This window comes from Rhizobium sp. 268 (genome assembly GCF_036571585.1).
Classification (GTDB): Bacteria; Pseudomonadota; Alphaproteobacteria; order Rhizobiales; family Rhizobiaceae; genus Rhizobium; species Rhizobium redzepovicii.
Genome location: NZ_JAPPSO010000038.1, coordinates 1 through 18,228 on the forward strand (window position 1 = coordinate 1; position 18,228 = coordinate 18,228).

General features: G+C 59.5%; 15 protein-coding genes, 1 tRNA gene and 1 pseudogene. 16 read left to right on the top strand and 1 reads right to left on the bottom strand.

The genetic code is table 11. The features are described 5' to 3' along the window. The 12 genes and pseudogenes from OS035_RS32610 to rpoC form a co-directional block, all read left to right on the top strand. Nucleotides 1–66 (top strand): annotated as a pseudogene (locus tag OS035_RS32610) (elongation factor Tu); the annotation flags it as partial. A 204-nt stretch (nt 67–270) separates the two neighbouring features. Further along, entirely contained in the window at nt 271–405 is a 135-nt protein-coding gene (locus OS035_RS32615) for a hypothetical protein (RefSeq protein WP_275593030.1), read from the top strand. Nucleotides 406–575: 170 nt separating this feature from the next. Further along, nucleotides 576–1,469, top strand: a complete 894-nt coding sequence (locus OS035_RS32620; RefSeq protein ID WP_097630071.1) for an NAD-dependent epimerase/dehydratase family protein — start codon at nt 576–578, stop codon at nt 1,467–1,469. A gap of 167 nt (nt 1,470–1,636) precedes the next feature. Beyond that, nucleotides 1,637–1,712, top strand: a tRNA-Trp gene (locus OS035_RS32625). A 194-nt stretch (nt 1,713–1,906) separates the two neighbouring features. Beyond that, nucleotides 1,907–2,107, top strand: a complete 201-nt coding sequence (gene secE, locus OS035_RS32630) for a preprotein translocase subunit SecE (RefSeq protein ID WP_003547514.1) — start codon at nt 1,907–1,909, stop codon at nt 2,105–2,107. 17 nt (nt 2,108–2,124) lie between these two features. Continuing rightward, nucleotides 2,125–2,655, top strand: a complete 531-nt coding sequence (nusG, locus tag OS035_RS32635; RefSeq protein ID WP_003573823.1) for a transcription termination/antitermination protein NusG — start codon at nt 2,125–2,127, stop codon at nt 2,653–2,655. A gap of 177 nt (nt 2,656–2,832) precedes the next feature. Continuing rightward, a complete protein-coding gene (gene rplK / locus OS035_RS32640) occupies nt 2,833–3,264 on the top strand; it encodes a 50S ribosomal protein L11 (RefSeq protein ID WP_003547518.1) in 432 nt (143 codons plus the stop codon). A 4-nt stretch (nt 3,265–3,268) separates the two neighbouring features. Further along, nucleotides 3,269–3,970: a 50S ribosomal protein L1 gene (gene rplA, locus OS035_RS32645; RefSeq protein ID WP_049734093.1), complete on the top strand. Its 702-nt coding sequence runs from the start codon at nt 3,269–3,271 to the stop codon at nt 3,968–3,970. Between the two features lie 329 nt (nt 3,971–4,299). Then, the gene (rplJ, locus tag OS035_RS32650) at nt 4,300–4,818 is read left to right on the top strand and encodes a 50S ribosomal protein L10 (protein ID WP_331815388.1); all 519 of its coding nucleotides are present in this window, start codon (nt 4,300–4,302) and stop codon (nt 4,816–4,818) included. Nucleotides 4,819–4,876: 58 nt separating this feature from the next. After that, nucleotides 4,877–5,254: a 50S ribosomal protein L7/L12 gene (rplL, locus tag OS035_RS32655; RefSeq protein ID WP_064838108.1), complete on the top strand. Its 378-nt coding sequence runs from the start codon at nt 4,877–4,879 to the stop codon at nt 5,252–5,254. 261 nt (nt 5,255–5,515) lie between these two features. After that, nucleotides 5,516–9,655, top strand: a complete 4,140-nt coding sequence (rpoB, locus tag OS035_RS32660; RefSeq protein WP_097630070.1) for a DNA-directed RNA polymerase subunit beta — start codon at nt 5,516–5,518, stop codon at nt 9,653–9,655. A gap of 190 nt (nt 9,656–9,845) precedes the next feature. Beyond that, complete coding sequence (rpoC, locus tag OS035_RS32665; RefSeq protein ID WP_097630069.1) at nt 9,846–14,054, top strand: DNA-directed RNA polymerase subunit beta'; 4,209 nt, start codon at nt 9,846–9,848, stop codon at nt 14,052–14,054. Between the two features lie 162 nt (nt 14,055–14,216). On the opposite strand, the gene OS035_RS32670 is transcribed toward rpoC, so the two are convergent. After that, nucleotides 14,217–14,510, bottom strand: coding sequence for a hypothetical protein (locus tag OS035_RS32670; RefSeq protein ID WP_003587200.1), 294 nt, complete (start codon nt 14,508–14,510; stop codon nt 14,217–14,219). A gap of 498 nt (nt 14,511–15,008) precedes the next feature. On the opposite strand from OS035_RS32670, the gene rpsL reads away from it, so the two are divergent. The 4 genes from rpsL to OS035_RS32690 all read left to right on the top strand — a co-directional run. Continuing rightward, on the top strand, nt 15,009–15,380 hold the full coding sequence (rpsL, locus tag OS035_RS32675; RefSeq protein WP_003547537.1) for a 30S ribosomal protein S12: 372 nt from the start codon (nt 15,009–15,011) through the stop codon (nt 15,378–15,380). Between the two features lie 77 nt (nt 15,381–15,457). Next, nucleotides 15,458–15,928, top strand: a complete 471-nt coding sequence (gene rpsG, locus OS035_RS32680) for a 30S ribosomal protein S7 (RefSeq protein WP_003578662.1) — start codon at nt 15,458–15,460, stop codon at nt 15,926–15,928. 29 nt (nt 15,929–15,957) lie between these two features. Then, nucleotides 15,958–18,057, top strand: a complete 2,100-nt coding sequence (gene fusA, locus OS035_RS32685) for an elongation factor G (protein WP_097630068.1) — start codon at nt 15,958–15,960, stop codon at nt 18,055–18,057. Nucleotides 18,058–18,125: 68 nt separating this feature from the next. Next, a partial coding sequence (locus OS035_RS32690; protein WP_082520064.1) for a GTP-binding protein occupies nt 18,126–18,228 on the top strand: 103 nt, incomplete at its 3' end.

The following is an 18,228-nucleotide window of genomic DNA, read 5'->3' on the forward strand; positions in this document are numbered from 1 at the left end:
CGCTTCGCGATCCGTGAAGGCGGCCGCACCGTCGGCGCCGGTATCGTCGCTTCGATCGTCGAGTAATCCTGGGATTACCCGAAATTCAGGAAAAACCCCGCTGGAAACGGCGGGGTTTTTTCGTTTTGATGCCTGTTTGAGGGATTAACAGGTGTTGTAAAAATATCGTTAAATATGCCCGTCACAGTATTTTGTTCATCTCACATTCAGAAACCAGTTGTGATTGGTTCATTTTAGTCCAGACTCCTTCATGCAAAGAGGAGAGCCCGGATGATTCCAAAGGCCACGTTCGCTGCGACCATATTCGCGATGTATGTTTTCACGATGTTTTTCATCGCTGCAATTCCGCAGGAGGTTGTTCAGGCAGCCGGAGTGCAGATCGGTGACGTAACCGTCGTTAAGTGACGATTTCAGCAGTTCACCGCAGGCGTCTGCGGTGAACGGAAATGATCGGCCAGGCGCCCCGGATAGGCTGCTCCTGGCGACGCGGGGGTGAACCCTTGCAGGACGCTCGCTTGCTCTTCGCGCGGAAGCGTCTAACTATGCCTCCGATTTGATGATGCGGAGGATATTCCATGAAGAAGCGAATTCTGTTTACGGGCGGTTCGGGCAAGGCAGGTCGCCATGCCGTGCCATGGCTCGTCAATGCGGGTTACGAGGTTCACAACCTCGATCTGGTGCCGCTGGACAGTCCCGGCGTCACCAATCTCATTGCCGACATCACCGATAGCGGTCAGGTCTTCAATGCGTTGTCGATGCACCGGGATTTTCCCGATCTCGATGCGGGCAGGGGCGTGCAACCCTTCGATGCCGTCGTGCATTTCGCCGCCATCCCGCGCATTCTGATCAAACCCGACAATGAGACTTTCCGCATCAATACGATGGGCACTTATAATGTCATCGAGGCGGCGGTGAAGCTCGGCATCAGGAAGATTATCGTCGCATCCAGCGAGACGACCTACGGGGTCTGCTTCGCCGAAGGTCATCGCGATTTCCATCAGTTCCCGCTGGAGGAAGACTACGACGTCAATCCGATGGATTCTTACGGGCTTTCCAAGGTGGTCAACGAAAAGACGGCGCGTGCCTTTGCCGAGCGTTCGGGGTTCGACATCTATGCGCTGCGCATCGGCAACGTCATCGAGCCGCACGAATATGAGAGGTTTCCCACCTATTTCGCCAATCCCGAGATGCGCAAGCGCATTGCCTGGAGCTATATCGACGCCCGCGATCTCGGACAGATCTGCCATCTCTGCATCGAAAAGGACGGTCTCGGCTATCAGGTCTTCAACGCGGCCAACGACACCGTCTCGGCCAATACGCCGTCGAGGGAGCTTGCCAAGCGATTCTTCCCCAACGTGCCCTTCACCCGGGAGATCGGCGAATATGAAGGCCTGCTCTCCAACCGCAAGATTCGCGAAGTGCTGGGTTTTAAAGAAGAGCACGATTGGCGGAAATACGTGAAGGTCTGAACCCATATCGGTGGCGCGATGAGCAAGCCGATCGCTCGCATATGCGCAGAATGGCTATGAAAATCGAAAATCGTGCTTGCCAATCCGCCGTCGCCGTCTTAAAGGGAGCGCCATGCTTTTCAGCAGCGATTTGCGGGCCTTGGCCCAGCGCTGAATGAGCGGCATGAAGGGGTATAGCTCAGTTGGTAGAGCGGCGGTCTCCAAAACCGCAGGTCGTAGGTTCGAGCCCTACTGCCCCTGCCATCTTCCTTGATGCGGGACAGCGCGGACGTGCTCGCGGCATTCCGGCCGGGGATCGATGGGCGGTGACTAATTTCGTTAAACTTCGGTTTCCCTCTTGTCTATTCGGGAATCGGTGTTTATTTAGGGTTCAACAGACACGCGGTGCGTGGGGCTGATAGTTTCAGCTTTACGCGCCGTAATTGCGTGGGCAGTCGATGGCATCAAAATCCAATCCGTTTGCGTTTCTGCAGCAGGTTCGCTCCGAGACGTCCAAAGTTACATGGCCGTCGCGCCGCGAGACGATGATCTCGACGGTCATGGTGCTTGTGATGGTGGTTTTCGCCGCGCTGTTTTTCTTTGCCGCTGACCAGCTGATCGGCTGGGCTCTGAGCTTCGTGCTCAATACCGGCAACTGATACGGGTGGAGATGAAAATGGCGGCACGTTGGTACATCGTCCACGCATATTCAAATTTTGAAAAGAAGGTTGCTGAAGACATCGAGAACAAGGCTCGCCAGAAGGGGCTTGAGCACCTGTTCGAGAAAATCCTCGTGCCGACCGAAAAGGTGGTGGAAGTGCGTCGCGGCCGCAAGGTCGACAGCGAGCGCAAGTTCTTCCCGGGCTATGTCATGGTTCGCGCCAATCTGACGGATGAAGCCTACCATCTGATCAAGAATACGCCGAAGGTCACAGGCTTCCTCGGCTCCGATAATAAGCCCGTTCCGATTCCGGATCATGAAGCCGAGCGCATTCTCGGCCAGGTCCAGGAAGGTGTCGAGCGGCCGAAGGCCTCCATTACCTTCGAGATCGGCGAGCAGGTTCGCGTTTCCGACGGCCCGTTCGCGTCGTTCAACGGCACGGTTCAGGATGTGGACGAAGAGCGTTCGCGCCTGAAGGTTGAAGTGTCGATCTTCGGCCGCGCAACGCCGGTCGAGTTGGAATACGCTCAGGTCGAGAAGGTCTGATTGTAAGAGATTGGAAGCAGGCCCTTGCGGCCGGTTTCCTGCGGACCTTGTCCGCACCCGCGTGGAAGGTGAGGGGTCTTAGCCGGACCCTAATGATCCGCACCACGCAACCGCAGCCGCCGGAGAGATCCGGCATCACGGGCCGGGCGACCGGCCGTTCATGAAAGGCAGAGAGATATGGCTAAGAAAGTTGCAGGCCAGCTCAAGCTTCAGGTCAAGGCAGGATCGGCAAACCCGTCCCCGCCGATTGGTCCGGCGCTTGGTCAGCGTGGCATTAACATCATGGAATTCTGCAAGGCGTTCAATGCCGCCACGCAGGAAATGGAAAAGGGTATGCCGATCCCGGTCGTCATCACCTATTACCAGGACAAGTCCTTCACCTTCGCGATGAAGCAGCCTCCGGTCAGCTACTGGCTGAAGAAGGAAGCGAAGATCACGTCCGGTTCCAAGACGCCCGGCAAGGGCGCCAAGGCCGGCTCCCTCACCAAGGCTCAGATCAAGTCGATCGCAGAAGCCAAGATGAAGGATCTGAACGCAGCGGATATCGAAGGTGCAATGGCGATGATCGAGGGCTCTGCCCGCGCCATGGGCCTGGAAGTGGTGGGTTAAGATCATGGCTGGTAAGCGCACGCAGAAGATCAACGAAGGTGTTGATCCCACTAAGCTCTACGCTCTGAGCCTGGCTATCGGCATGGTCAAGGAACGGGCTGTCGCCAAGTTCGACGAAACAATCGAGGTCTCGATGAACCTCGGCGTCGACCCGCGACATGCGGACCAGATGGTTCGCGGCGTCGTCAACCTGCCGAACGGCACGGGCCGCACGGTTCGCGTCGCCGTCTTCGCTCGTGGCGTCAAGGCCGATGAAGCCAAGGCCGCCGGTGCCGATATCGTCGGCGCTGAAGACCTCGTCGAAATCGTCCAGGGTGGCAAGATCGAATTCGATCGCTGCATCGCCACCCCCGACATGATGCCGCTCGTCGGCCGTCTCGGTAAGGTTCTCGGCCCCCGCGGCATGATGCCGAACCCGAAGGTCGGCACCGTCACCATGGATGTCGCCGGAGCCGTCAAGGCTTCCAAGGGCGGCGCTGTCGAGTTCCGCGTCGAGAAGGCTGGTATCGTCCATGCCGGCATCGGCAAGGCCTCTTTCGACGCCAAGGCTCTGGAAGAAAACATCCGCGCCTTTGCTGACGCCGTCATCAAGGCGAAGCCGGCTGGCGCCAAGGGCAACTACGTCAAGCGCGTGGCGATTTCCTCGACCATGGGCCCGGGCGTCAAGATTGAAGTCGGCTCGGTCACCGCAGCTCCGACTGCATAAGTTGATTGCCGGACCTCGGTCCGGTCACTGAAATTCCGGCCTCGCAAGGGGCCGGAATATTCCGGAGAAATCCGGAATCCTGTCCGAGATTGCAGGTGGTTTTCCCTTAATCACTTCGCCTGCATGAGACGGGTAAGACCCGAATTTCATGAAGTTCGCTTCTAGGAAATCGGTTCGAGCCTTGGATGCCTTGTGCCTCTTTAGCCTTGATTGGCGCGGGAGCGCGGGGGGACAGGATCCTCAAGCGTCGCTTGGGATCTCACATGATCCCGGGAGGCAAAAGGCAACCCGGCGGGCCCGTTTTCGGTCCCGCCAACTGGAGATAGGCAGTGGAAAGAGCGGAAAAACGCGAATTCGTCACGGAACTGAACGAAGTCTTCAAGGCTTCGGGCTCAGTTGTCGTGGCCCACTATGCTGGTGCCACAGTCGCGCAGATGAACGACTTTCGTTCGAAGATGCGTGCAGCTGGCGGTACCGTCAAAGTCGCGAAGAACCGCCTGGCCAAAATTGCCCTTCAGGGTACGGAAGCGGAAGGGATCACTGATCTCTTCAAGGGTCAGACGCTGATTGCATACAGCACCGATCCGATCACCGCTCCGAAGGTCGTCATGGACTTCGCCAAGACCAACGACAAGATCGTTGTTCTGGGCGGAGCCATGGGAACAACCACGCTCAACGCCGATGCAGTCAAGTCGCTTGCGACCCTGCCTTCGCTCGATGAGCTGCGTGCGAAGCTGCTGGGCATGATCCAGACACCGGCTACCCGCATCGCTGGGGTTGTTGCAGCACCGGCAAGCCAGCTTGCTCGCGTGTTCGCGGCTTACGCCGAGAAGGACGAAGCCGCTTAAGGCGGTTTTTCGCTGTTTATAATCAACCGGTTCGAACCGAACAAAAGGAACTAGTAAAATGGCTGATCTCGCAAAGATCGTTGACGACCTCTCCGCTCTGACCGTTCTGGAAGCTGCAGAACTGTCGAAGCTTCTCGAAGAAAAGTGGGGCGTTTCCGCTGCTGCTCCGGTAGCTGTTGCTGCCGCTGCTGGTGGTGCTGGCCCGGCTGTCGTTGAAGAAGAAAAGACCGAATTCGACGTTATCCTCGTCGACGCCGGTGCCAACAAGATCAACGTCATCAAGGAAGTCCGCGCCATCACCGGTCTCGGCCTCAAGGAAGCCAAGGACCTCGTCGAAGGCGCTCCGAAGGCTGTCAAGGAAGGCGTCAACAAGGCTGAAGCCGCTGACATCAAGAAGAAGCTTGAAGACGCTGGCGCCAAGGCCGACGTCAAGTAATCTTGAAACGCTTTTGGGAGGCAGTCTTTGCTGCCTCCCATTTGCCGTTTTTCTGAACGAATTACCCAAAAGCCGCGTCAAACCGGCTTTTGGGTAATGGGTTCTTCAAAAGGATAGTCTCGCATCGAGGGCAGCACAGCAATCCGAGCTGAGCGTTTTCGGGTGTCGGACGAGATTGGATGACTCATTGATAGACGGGATCGACTGGCCATCGGTTCCCGTCCGTTGCAGGCCCGGGTGCAAGATTTTGAAGGAGCGACGATGGCTCAGACCCTTTCGTTCAACGGTCGTAGGCGCGTACGCAAGTTTTTTGGTAAGATCCCCGAAGTCGCAGAAATGCCGAACCTCATCGAGGTTCAGAAGGCGTCCTACGACCAGTTTTTGATGGTTGAAGAGCCGAAAGGCGGCCGGCCCGACGAGGGCCTTCAAGCCGTTTTCAAGTCGGTTTTCCCGATCACCGATTTTTCCGGCGCTTCGATGCTGGAATTCGTATCCTACGAGTTCGAACCGCCGAAGTTCGACGTTGACGAATGCCGTCAGCGCGACCTGACCTATGCGGCACCCCTGAAGGTGACGCTGCGCCTGATCGTGTTCGATATCGACGAGGATACGGGCGCGAAGTCGATCAAGGACATCAAGGAACAGTCCGTCTACATGGGCGACATGCCGCTCATGACCAACAACGGCACGTTCATCGTCAACGGCACCGAGCGCGTCATCGTTTCCCAGATGCACCGTTCGCCGGGCGTCTTCTTCGATCACGACAAGGGCAAGAGCCATTCTTCCGGCAAGCTGCTCTTTGCTGCCCGCGTCATCCCTTATCGCGGTTCCTGGCTCGATATCGAATTCGACGCCAAGGATATCGTCTACGCCCGTATCGACCGTCGCCGTAAGATCCCTGTCACGTCGCTGCTGATGGCGCTCGGCATGGACGGCGAGGAAATCCTCGACACCTTCTACACGAAGTCGCTCTACAAGCGCGACGGCGAAGGCTGGCGTATTCCCTTCAAGCCGGAAACGCTGAAGGGCGCCAAGGCGATCACCGAGATGGTTGACGCCGATACCGGCGAAGTCGTCGTCGAAGCCGGCAAGAAGCTGACCCCGCGCCTGCTGCGCCAGCTGTCAGACAAGGGCCTGAAGGCGCTGAAGGCCGCTGACGACGATCTCTACGGCAACTATCTCGCCGGCGACATCGTCAACTACTCCACCGGTGAAATCTACCTCGAAGCCGGCGACGAAATCGACGAGAAGACGCTCGGCATCATCCTGGCGAACGGCTTCGACGAGATCCCGGTTCTTGGCATCGACCACATCAATGTCGGCGCCTATATCCGCAACACGCTTTCGGCCGACAAGAACGAGAACCGTCAGGACGCTCTGTTCGACATCTACCGTGTCATGCGTCCGGGCGAGCCGCCGACCATGGAATCGGCCGAAGCCATGTTCAACTCGCTGTTCTTCGATGCGGAGCGTTACGACCTCTCCGCCGTCGGCCGCGTCAAGATGAACATGCGTCTCGACCTGACCGTCGAAGACACCGTCCGCATCCTGCGCAAGGACGACATCCTGGCCGTGGTCAGGATGCTGGTCGAACTGCGCGACGGCAAGGGCGAGATCGACGACATCGACAACCTCGGCAACCGCCGCGTCCGCTCGGTCGGCGAGCTGATGGAAAACCAGTACCGTCTCGGCCTGCTCCGCATGGAGCGTGCGATCAAGGAACGCATGTCCTCGATCGAGATCGACACGGTCATGCCGCAGGATCTGATCAACGCCAAGCCGGCGGCTGCCGCCGTGCGCGAATTCTTCGGTTCCTCGCAGCTCTCGCAGTTCATGGACCAGGTCAACCCGCTCTCGGAAATCACCCACAAGCGCCGTCTGTCGGCTCTTGGCCCGGGTGGTCTGACCCGTGAGCGCGCCGGCTTCGAAGTCCGCGACGTGCATCCGACCCACTACGGCCGTATTTGCCCGATCGAAACGCCTGAGGGCCCGAACATCGGTCTGATCAACTCGCTTGCGACCTTTGCCCGCGTCAACAAGTACGGCTTCATCGAAAGCCCGTACCGCCGTATCGTCGACGGCAAGGTGACGAGCGACGTGCTCTACCTGTCCGCCATGGAAGAGGCGAAGTACTACGTCGCCCAGGCCAACGCCGAAATGAACGCCGACGGTTCCTTCGTCGACGAGTTCGTCGTCTGCCGTCATGCCGGCGAAGTCATGCTCGCACCCCGCGACAGCATGAACCTGATGGACGTTTCGCCGAAGCAGGTCGTTTCGGTCGCAGCCGCGCTCATCCCGTTCCTGGAAAATGACGACGCCAACCGCGCGCTCATGGGCTCGAACATGCAGCGTCAGGCCGTGCCGCTGCTGCGTGCCGAAGCCCCGTTCGTCGGTACCGGCATGGAGCCGGTCGTTGCCCGTGACTCCGGCGCCGCCATCGGCGCGCGCCGTGGCGGCGTGGTCGACCAGGTCGACGCGACGCGTATCGTTATCCGCGCCACCGAAGACCTCGAAGCCGGCAAATCCGGCGTCGATATCTACCGCCTGCAGAAGTTCCAGCGTTCGAACCAGAACACCTGCGTCAACCAGCGTCCGCTGGTCACCGTCGGTGACGAGGTCAACCGCGGCGACATCCTCGCTGACGGCCCGTCGACCGATCTCGGCGACCTGGCGCTCGGCCGCAACGCGCTCGTCGCGTTCATGCCCTGGAACGGCTACAACTACGAAGACTCGATCCTGCTCTCCGAGCGTATCGTTGCCGACGACGTGTTCACTTCCATCCACATCGAGGAATTCGAAGTGATGGCGCGCGACACCAAGCTTGGTCCTGAGGAAATCACCCGCGACATTCCGAACGTTTCGGAAGAAGCGCTGAAGAACCTCGACGAAGCCGGTATCGTCTACATCGGCGCCGAAGTTCAGCCGGGCGATATCCTCGTCGGCAAGATCACGCCGAAGGGCGAAAGCCCGATGACGCCGGAAGAAAAGCTTCTGCGCGCCATCTTCGGCGAAAAGGCCTCCGACGTGCGCGACACTTCCATGCGCATGCCGCCCGGCACCTACGGCACGATCGTCGAAGTCCGCGTCTTCAACCGCCATGGCGTCGAGAAGGACGAGCGCGCGATGGCAATCGAGCGCGAAGAGATCGAACGTCTTGCAAAGGACCGCGACGACGAGCAGGCGATCCTCGACCGTAACGTCTACGGCCGTCTGATCGAAATGCTGCGCGGCCAGGCCTCCATCGCCGGCCCGAAGGGCTTCAAGAAGGGCACCGAGCTTTCGAACGCCGTCGTCTCCGAATATCCCCGCTCGCAGTGGTGGATGTTCGCCGTCGAGGACGAGAAGGTTCAGAGCGAGCTCGAAGCCCTTCGCGGCCAGTACGACGAATCCAAGTCGCGCCTTGAACAGCGCTTCATGGACAAGGTCGAGAAGGTCCAGCGCGGCGATGAAATGCCTCCTGGCGTCATGAAGATGGTCAAGGTCTTCGTCGCCGTGAAGCGCAAGATCCAGCCGGGCGACAAGATGGCCGGCCGTCACGGGAACAAGGGCGTCGTCTCGCGCATTGTGCCTGTCGAGGACATGCCGTTCCTCGAAGACGGCACGCATGTCGACGTCGTTCTGAACCCGCTCGGCGTTCCCTCGCGTATGAACGTCGGCCAGATCCTCGAAACCCACCTGGGTTGGGCTTGCGCCGGCATGGGTCGCCAGATCGGCGAACTGATCGACGCATACAAGGCCAATGGCAACATCGAGCCGCTGCGCAAGACCATCGGCGATGTCGTCGGTGACGGTCCGAAGGCCGAACAGGTCCAGGATTTCGACGACGACTCGGTTCTGCGTCTCGCCGACCAGTGGAAGCGTGGCGTTTCGATTGCAACGCCTGTCTTCGACGGCGCCAACGAAGCCGACGTCAACGACATGCTGCGTCTGGCAGGTCTCAAGGATACCGGCCAGTCGACGCTCTATGACGGCCGTACCGGCGAGCAGTTCGACCGCCAGGTGACCGTGGGCTACATCTACATGCTGAAGCTCAACCACCTGGTCGACGACAAGATCCATGCCCGTTCGATCGGTCCTTACTCGCTCGTGACCCAGCAGCCGCTGGGCGGCAAGGCGCAGTTCGGCGGTCAGCGCTTCGGCGAAATGGAAGTCTGGGCGCTCGAAGCTTACGGCGCGGCCTACACGCTGCAGGAAATGCTGACGGTGAAGTCGGACGACGTCGCCGGCCGCACCAAGGTCTACGAAGCCATCGTCCGCGGCGACGACACGTTCGAAGCCGGTATTCCGGAAAGCTTCAACGTTCTTGTCAAGGAAATGCGCTCGCTGGGCCTCAGCGTCGAGCTCGAAAACACCAAGCTTGACGAGGCGCAGGCAGCGCAGCTGCCCGACGCGGCCGAGTAAGCACCTGATAGGGCGTGCGCTGCCAATGCGGCGCACGCCGGTCCCGCCGGGCGCCGTATCCGTATCGGCCCTGCAGGGAAGTTTCGCCGCATCTTGCGGTTATTCTCGTTTAAGCGAGGGAGGCGGCTCCCGGGAATTTGCCGCCGACCATCGCATTTTGAGGGCGCTTTAGCCCATGAAGGAGACAGGCATGAACCAAGAGGTCATGAATCTTTTCAATCCGCAGGTGCCTGCACAGAATTTCGATTCCATTCGGATTTCGATCGCATCTCCGGAGAAGATCCTCTCCTGGTCTTACGGTGAGATCAAGAAGCCGGAAACCATCAACTACCGCACGTTCAAGCCGGAACGCGACGGTCTGTTCTGCGCGCGCATCTTCGGGCCGATCAAGGACTACGAATGCCTGTGCGGCAAGTACAAGCGCATGAAGTACAAGGGCATCATCTGCGAAAAGTGCGGCGTCGAAGTCACGCTGTCGCGCGTTCGCCGTGAGCGCATGGGCCATATCGAGCTCGCCGCTCCCGTTGCCCATATCTGGTTCCTGAAGTCGCTGCCGTCGCGCATTTCGACGCTGCTCGACATGACGCTGAAGGATGTCGAGCGCGTCCTCTATTTCGAAAACTACATCGTCACCGAGCCGGGCCTGACTGCTTTGAAGGAGCACCAGCTCCTCTCGGAAGAAGAGTACATGCTGGCCGTTGACGAATACGGCGAAGACCAGTTCACCGCGATGATCGGCGCTGAGGCGATCTACGAGATGCTGGCCTCGATGAACCTCGAAAAGATCGCTGGCGACCTGCGCTCCGAGCTTGCCGACACCACGTCGGATCTCAAGCAGAAGAAGCTGATGAAGCGCCTGAAGATCGTCGAGAACTTCATGGAGTCGGGCAACCGTCCGGAATGGATGATCATGAAGGTCGTTCCGGTCATCCCGCCGGATCTGCGTCCACTGGTGCCGCTCGACGGCGGCCGTTTCGCGACGTCGGATCTGAACGACCTCTACCGCCGCGTCATCAACCGCAACAACCGTCTGAAGCGCCTTATCGAGCTTCGTGCGCCCGGCATCATCATCCGCAACGAAAAGCGCATGCTGCAGGAATCGGTTGACGCGCTGTTCGACAACGGCCGTCGCGGCCGCGTCATCACCGGCGCCAACAAGCGTCCGCTGAAGTCGCTCTCCGACATGCTGAAGGGCAAGCAGGGCCGCTTCCGCCAGAACCTGCTCGGCAAGCGCGTCGACTATTCCGGCCGTTCGGTCATCGTCACCGGTCCGGAACTGAAGCTGCACCAGTGCGGCCTGCCGAAGAAGATGGCGCTCGAGCTCTTCAAGCCGTTCATCTACGCCCGCCTCGACGCCAAGGGTTACTCCTCGACCGTCAAGCAGGCCAAGAAGCTGGTCGAAAAGGAAAAGCCTGAAGTCTGGGATATCCTCGACGAGGTCATCCGCGAGCATCCGGTTCTGCTGAACCGCGCACCGACGCTGCACCGCCTGGGCATCCAGGCCTTCGAACCCACCCTGGTCGAAGGCAAGGCGATCCAGCTGCATCCGCTCGTCTGCACGGCCTTCAACGCCGACTTCGACGGCGACCAGATGGCCGTTCACGTGCCGCTGTCGCTCGAAGCCCAGCTCGAAGCCCGCGTGCTGATGATGTCGACCAACAACATCCTGCATCCGGCTAACGGCGCGCCGATCATCGTTCCCTCGCAGGACATGGTTCTCGGCCTCTATTACCTGTCGATCCTGAACCAGAACGAACCGGGCGAAGGCATGGCCTTCTCCGATCTCGGCGAACTGCATCATGCTCTTGAAAGCAAGGTCGTGACGCTGCACACCAAGATCCGCGGCCGTTTCAAGTCGGTCGACGAGGATGGCAAGCCCTACTCGAAGATCTATGAGACGACGCCTGGCCGTCTGCTCATCGGCGAACTGCTGCCGAAGAACGGCAAGGTGCCCTTTGACATCTGCAATCAGGAAATGACCAAGAAGAACATCTCCAAGATGATCGACACGGTCTACCGCCATTGCGGCCAGAAGGACACGGTCATCTTCTGCGACCGCATCATGCAGCTCGGCTTCTCCCATGCCTGCCGCGCCGGCATTTCGTTCGGCAAGGACGACATGGTCATTCCCGATGCCAAGGCGAAGATCGTTGCCGACACCGAAAGCCTGGTGAAGGAATACGAGCAGCAGTACAATGACGGCCTGATCACTCAGGGCGAAAAGTACAACAAGGTTGTCGACGCCTGGGGCAAGGCCACCGAAAAGGTCGCCGAAGAGATGATGGCCCGCATTAAGGCGGTCGAATTCGACGAGAACACCGGCCGTCAGAAGCCGATGAACTCGATCTACATGATGAGCCATTCCGGCGCCCGCGGTTCTCCGAACCAGATGCGCCAGCTGGGCGGCATGCGCGGCCTGATGGCCAAGCCGTCGGGTGAAATCATCGAGACGCCGATCATCTCGAACTTCAAGGAAGGCCTGACCGTCAACGAGTACTTCAACTCGACCCACGGCGCCCGCAAGGGTCTGGCAGACACCGCCTTGAAGACCGCCAACTCAGGTTACCTGACCCGCCGTCTCGTCGACGTCGCGCAGGATTGCATCGTCACGCACGTCGATTGCGGCACCGAAACCGGCCTCACCATGACCGCCATCGTTGATGCCGGTCAGGTTGTCGCCTCGCTCGGCGCCCGCATCCTCGGTCGCACGGCGCTCGACGATATCGATCATCCGGTCACCGGCGAGCGCATCGTCGATGCCGGCAAGATGATCCTCGAGCCTGATGTCATCGAGATCGAGAAGGCCGGTATCCAGTCGATCCGCATCCGCTCGGCGCTGACCTGCGAAATCCAGACGGGCGTCTGCTCGGTCTGCTACGGTCGCGACCTGGCCCGTGGTACGCCGGTCAACATGGGCGAAGCCGTCGGCGTCATCGCCGCTCAGTCGATCGGTGAACCGGGCACCCAGCTCACCATGCGTACCTTCCACCTTGGCGGTACGGCAACCGTGGTCGACCAGTCTTTCCTGGAAGCCTCGTACGAAGGTACGGTGCAGATCAAGAACCGCAACATCCTGCGCAACTCCGATGGCAACCTCGTTGCCATGGGCCGCAACATGACCGTCCAGATCCTGGACGAACGTGGCGTGGAACGGTCGTCGCAGCGTGTCGCCTACGGTTCGAAGCTGCACGTCGACGAAGGCGACAAGGTCAAGCGCGGCCAGCGTCTGGCGGAGTGGGATCCTTACACCCGTCCGATGATGACCGAAGTGGCTGGTACCGTTCAGTTCGAAGATCTGGTCGATGGTCTCTCCGTTCTGGAAGCCACCGACGAATCCACCGGCATCACCAAGCGTCAGGTCATCGACTGGCGTTCGACCCCGCGCGGTTCGGACCTCAAGCCGGCGATCGTCATCAAGGATGCCAGCGGCAATGTCGCGAAGCTTTCGCGTGGCGGTGACGCCCGCTTCCTGCTCTCGGTCGACGCTATTCTGTCGGTCGAGCCGGGCACCAAGGTCTCCCAGGGTGACGTTCTCGCGCGTTCGCCGCTGGAAAGCGCCAAGACCAAGGACATCACTGGCGGTCTGCCGCGTGTTGCCGAGCTCTTCGAAGCCCGCCGTCCGAAGGACCATGCCATCATCGCAGAGATCGATGGTACGATCCGCCTCGGCCGCGACTACAAGAACAAGCGCCGCGTCATCATCGAGCCGGCGGAAGACGGTGTCGAGCCTGTCGAATACCTGATCCCGAAGGGCAAGCCTTTCCACCTTCAGGAAGGCGACTATATCGAAAAGGGTGACTACATCCTCGACGGTAACCCGGCTCCGCACGACATCCTGGCGATCAAGGGCGTGGAGGCTCTGGCCTCCTACCTCGTCAACGAGATCCAGGAAGTCTACCGCTTGCAGGGCGTTGTCATCAACGACAAGCACATCGAGGTAATCGTCCGTCAGATGCTGCAGAAGGTGGAAATCACCGATGCAGGCGACTCGACCTATATCGTCGGCGACAATGTCGACCGGATCGAGCTCGAAGACGTCAACGATCACCTGATCGAGCAGGGCAAGAAGCCCGCCTACGGCGATCCGGTTCTTCTCGGCATCACCAAGGCGTCGCTCCAGACCCCGTCCTTCATCTCGGCCGCATCCTTCCAGGAAACGACCAAGGTGCTGACGGAAGCTGCGATCGCCGGCAAGACCGACGGCCTGCAGGGTCTGAAGGAAAACGTCATCGTCGGCCGTCTGATCCCGGCCGGCACCGGCGGCACCATGACCCAGATCCGTCGTATCGCCACGTCGCGCGACGAGCTGATCCTCGAAGAGCGCCGCAAGGGCACGGGTGCTGCCGTTGCCACGCCGATGCTGCAGGACATGGCCGAAAAGGCTCCGGCTGCGGAGTAATCCGCATCCGACGACCACCACTCAGGTGGCACGCGAATTGAAAAACCGCCCGGAGCGATCCGGGCGGTTTTCGTTTTTGGTCTGCATTGATTGGTTGGGGGAGGGAAGGTGCTGCTTCCGCTTATACTGCCTTTGCGACCCGCAGCGTCAGCGGCGGCTCCTTCAGTTGAAGCGGATGATGGCGACCTCGCCGTCGACGGCACCCTGGTAAGCAGAGGCGTGCGGCTCTTCGGCGGGCACCTCGGTCAGCATGCCGATCTGGTCGAGATCGGCCTCGATGAAGCCTTCCTCGGCAAGGGCGTTCAGGGCCTCGCGGACAGCCGTGTCGTCGTCGGGCGCCTTCAGCATGATGTGCAGGTCGATGCCTTCGCTGTCGTCGGACTCGTAGCCTTTGCCGATGATGATGAAGACCATCGGTCCGTCGAAATTATTGTCGTTATCAGGTGTCGTAATCATCGCCTGTCCTTCGGCTCTTTGACGATTCAGTCGCTCGAATCCTGCTGTGAGGGCCGCACGCCGCAATTGCTGATTCCTTAACTGCTTTTGCCGCGATGCCCAAGTTTTTATCTTGGTGCACGGCCGCCATTTCGTCTAGAAGGATGAAATCAGGGCGTTAGGCCCGCAGATCAAGGCGATACGGCGAGTTTATTTCTTAACCGGCCTTGACGAGAGGGGTGGAAACCAGTAGTACCCCGGCCATCAGATCCCATGTGAGGCTTGGCTGTTCGGGGCGACGCGCCCTGAAGTTCACCTCAAACAAGGTTCTAAACGCACGTTGAAGTCATGATGCTGCACGCACGACGCATATTTTACGCGTCCTCTGCTCCTTGTGGTCCATCTGCGGAAGCGGATTGGGCCATATTTTGCGCATTGACGGAAAGCATGCGTCACTGCCGGAGACGGCGCGAGTTCAAGCCCGCAAGGGTACTGAGATAAAACGTAAGGGATGGTTGAATGCCTACCGTAAACCAGCTGATCCGCAAGCCTCGCCAGGCGAACGTAAAGCGTAACAAGGTTCCCGCACTCCAGGAGAACCCGCAGAAGCGCGGCGTTTGCACGCGCGTCTATACGACGACGCCGAAGAAGCCGAACTCGGCTCTGCGTAAGGTCGCAAAGATCCGCCTGACCAACGGCTTCGAAGTCATTGGTTACATCCCCGGCGAAGGTCACAACCTTCAGGAACACTCTGTCGTCATGATCCGTGGCGGCCGCGTCAAGGACCTTCCGGGTGTCCGTTATCACATCATCCGCGGCGTTCTCGATACCCAGGGTGTCAAGAACCGCAAGCAGCGCCGCTCCAAATACGGTGCGAAGCGTCCGAAGTAATTCGGTTTTGAATAATCCGGCGCTGCGCGAGGTCCTCCGCGTGATGAAGCGCCTTAACGGTTGAAGAGACGAAAACTATGTCCAGACGTCATAAAGCAGAAAAACGCGAGATCAATCCGGACCCGAAGTTCGGCGACCTCGTCGTCACCAAGTTCATGAATGCCATCATGCTCGACGGCAAGAAGTCCGTTGCTGAAAACATCGTCTATGGCGCGTTCGACGTCGTCCAGGGCAAGTCCAAGCAGGAGCCGCTCACGGTATTCCATTCTGCGCTCGACAACATTGCTCCGCACGTTGAAGTCCGCTCGCGCCGCGTCGGTGGTGCGACCTATCAGGTGCCGGTCGATGTTCGTCCGGAGCGCCGCCAGGCTCTCGCCATTCGCTGGCTGATCGCTGCCGCCCGCAAGCGCAATGAAACGACTATGGTTGACCGCCTTTCCGGCGAACTGCTCGATGCGTCCAACAACCGCGGCTCCGCCGTCAAGAAGCGCGAAGACACGCACAAGATGGCTGACGCCAACCGTGCATTCTCGCACTATCGCTGGTAATTCCGAACGGTATCGAAAGGCAGTCCACAATGGCTCGCGAATATAAGATCGAAGACTACCGTAATTTCGGTATCATGGCGCATATCGACGCTGGCAAGACCACGACCACCGAGCGTATCCTTTACTACACCGGTAAGTCGCACAAGATCGGCGAAGTCCACGACGGCGCAGCCACCATGGACTGGATGGAGCAGGAGCAGGAGCGTGGCATCACGATCACCTCCGCTGCCACCACGACCTTCTGGAAGGGCCGTGACGGCAAGATGCGCCGCTTCAACATCATCGACACCCCCGGCCACGTCGACTTCACCATCGAAGTCGAGCGTTCGCTGCGCGTTCTCGACGGCGCTATCGCGCTGCTCGATGCCAACGCCGGTGTCGAGCCGCAGACGGAAACCGTCTGGCGCCAGGCTGAGAAGTACAATGTCCCGCGGATGATCTTCTGCAACAAGATGGACAAGACGGGCGCCGACTTCTATCGCTCCGTCGAGATGATCAAGACCCGCCTCGGCGCAACGGCTGTCGTCATGCAGCTGCCGATCGGTGCTGAAACCGAGTTCAAGGGCGTTATCGACCTGATCGAGATGAACGCTCTCATTTGGCGCGACGAGTCGCTCGGCGCCCAGTGGGATGTCGTCGAGATCCCCGAGGACATGAAGGCCAAGGCCGAAGAATATCGCGAAAAGCTGATCGAAACCGTCGTCGACATCGACGAAGCCGCGATGGAAGCCTATCTCGAAGGCGTTCTGCCCGACAACGATCAGATCCGTGCGCTCGTTCGCCGCGGCACGATCGACGTCAAGTTCCACCCGATGTTCTGCGGCACCGCGTTCAAGAACAAGGGCGTGCAGCCGCTGCTCGACGCCGTCGTCGACTACCTGCCGTCGCCGATGGATATCCCGGCCATTAAGGGCATCGACTTCAAGACGGAAGCTGACATCGAGCGTCATGCCGATGACAACGAGCCGCTCTCCATGCTCGCCTTCAAGATCATGAACGACCCCTTCGTCGGTTCGCTGACCTTCGCCCGCATCTACTCCGGCAAGCTCGAAAAGGGCGCGTCGGTCATGAACACGGTCAAGGACAAGCGCGAGCGCGTCGGCCGCATGCTGCAGATGCACTCCAACTCGCGTGAAGATATCGAAGAAGCCTTCGCAGGCGACATCGTCGCTCTCGCCGGCCTCAAGGAAACCACGACGGGTGACACGCTCTGCGATCCGTTGAAGCCGGTTATCCTCGAGCGCATGGAATTCCCCGAGCCGGTCATCCAGATCGCCATCGAGCCGAAGACCAAGGGCGACCAGGAAAAGATGGGCCTTGCGCTCAACCGCCTGGCTGCAGAAGATCCGTCCTTCCGAGTCAAGACCGACCAGGAATCCGGCCAGACCATCATTGCCGGCATGGGCGAACTGCATCTCGACATCATCGTCGACCGCATGCGTCGTGAATTCAAGGTTGAAGCAACTGTCGGCGCGCCGCAGGTTGCCTATCGCGAAACCATCACGCGCCAGCACGAAGAAGACTACACGCACAAGAAGCAGTCCGGTGGTACCGGCCAGTTCGCGCGCGTCAAGATCGTCTTCGAACCGAACCCGGAAGGCGACGAATTCAAGTTCGAATCCAAGATCGTCGGCGGTTCCGTTCCGAAGGAATACATCCCCGGCGTCCAGAAGGGCATCGAAAGCGTCCTGTCTTCGGGTCCGCTCGCTGGCTTCCCGATGCTCGGCGTCAAGGCGACCCTCATCGACGGCGCTTTCCATGACGTCGACTCCTCGGTTCTCGCCTTCGAAATCGCATCGCGTGCCTGCTTCCGTGAAGCAGCCAAGAAGGCCGGCGCTCAGCTGCTCGAGCCGATGATGAAGGTCGAAGTCGTCACCCCGGAAGATTATGTCGGCGACGTCATCGGCGACCTGAACTCCCGTCGCGGTCAGATCCAGGGTCAGGAAAGCCGTGGTATCGCCGTGGTCATCAACGCGAACGTTCCGCTCGCGAACATGTTCAAGTACGTCGACAACCTGCGCTCCATGTCCCAGGGCCGCGCTCAGTACACGATGACCTTCGATCACTATTCGCCGGTCCCGTCGAACGTCGCAACTGAAATCCAGGCAAAGTATTCCGGTCAGAAGTGACCGGAATACCAATTGACCGATAACAAGAATTAGATCCCTTCGGGGACTAGCAAAACGGAGAGCCGAAAATGGCAAAGAGTAAGTTTGAGCGCAACAAGCCGCATGTCAACATTGGCACGATCGGCCACGTTGACCACGGCAAGACGTCTCTGACGGCAGCGATCACGAAGT

What these genes read in the sequence shown, in the direction of transcription:
- secE (WP_003547514.1), top strand. Translation starts at nt 1,907, where the DNA reads ATGGCATCAAAATCCAATCCGTTTGCGTTTCTGCAGCAGGTTCGCTCC.
- rpoB (WP_097630070.1), top strand. Translation starts at nt 5,516, where the DNA reads ATGGCTCAGACCCTTTCGTTCAACGGTCGTAGGCGCGTACGCAAGTTT.
- OS035_RS32670 (WP_003587200.1), bottom strand. Translation starts at nt 14,510, where the DNA reads ATGATTACGACACCTGATAACGACAATAATTTCGACGGACCGATGGTC.
- rpsG (WP_003578662.1), top strand. Translation starts at nt 15,458, where the DNA reads ATGTCCAGACGTCATAAAGCAGAAAAACGCGAGATCAATCCGGACCCG.
- rplK (WP_003547518.1), top strand. Translation starts at nt 2,833, where the DNA reads ATGGCTAAGAAAGTTGCAGGCCAGCTCAAGCTTCAGGTCAAGGCAGGA.
- fusA (WP_097630068.1), top strand. Translation starts at nt 15,958, where the DNA reads ATGGCTCGCGAATATAAGATCGAAGACTACCGTAATTTCGGTATCATG.
- OS035_RS32620 (WP_097630071.1), top strand. Translation starts at nt 576, where the DNA reads ATGAAGAAGCGAATTCTGTTTACGGGCGGTTCGGGCAAGGCAGGTCGC.
- nusG (WP_003573823.1), top strand. Translation starts at nt 2,125, where the DNA reads ATGGCGGCACGTTGGTACATCGTCCACGCATATTCAAATTTTGAAAAG.
- OS035_RS32615 (WP_275593030.1), top strand. Translation starts at nt 271, where the DNA reads ATGATTCCAAAGGCCACGTTCGCTGCGACCATATTCGCGATGTATGTT.
- rplL (WP_064838108.1), top strand. Translation starts at nt 4,877, where the DNA reads ATGGCTGATCTCGCAAAGATCGTTGACGACCTCTCCGCTCTGACCGTT.
- rplA (WP_049734093.1), top strand. Translation starts at nt 3,269, where the DNA reads ATGGCTGGTAAGCGCACGCAGAAGATCAACGAAGGTGTTGATCCCACT.
- rpoC (WP_097630069.1), top strand. Translation starts at nt 9,846, where the DNA reads ATGAACCAAGAGGTCATGAATCTTTTCAATCCGCAGGTGCCTGCACAG.
- rpsL (WP_003547537.1), top strand. Translation starts at nt 15,009, where the DNA reads ATGCCTACCGTAAACCAGCTGATCCGCAAGCCTCGCCAGGCGAACGTA.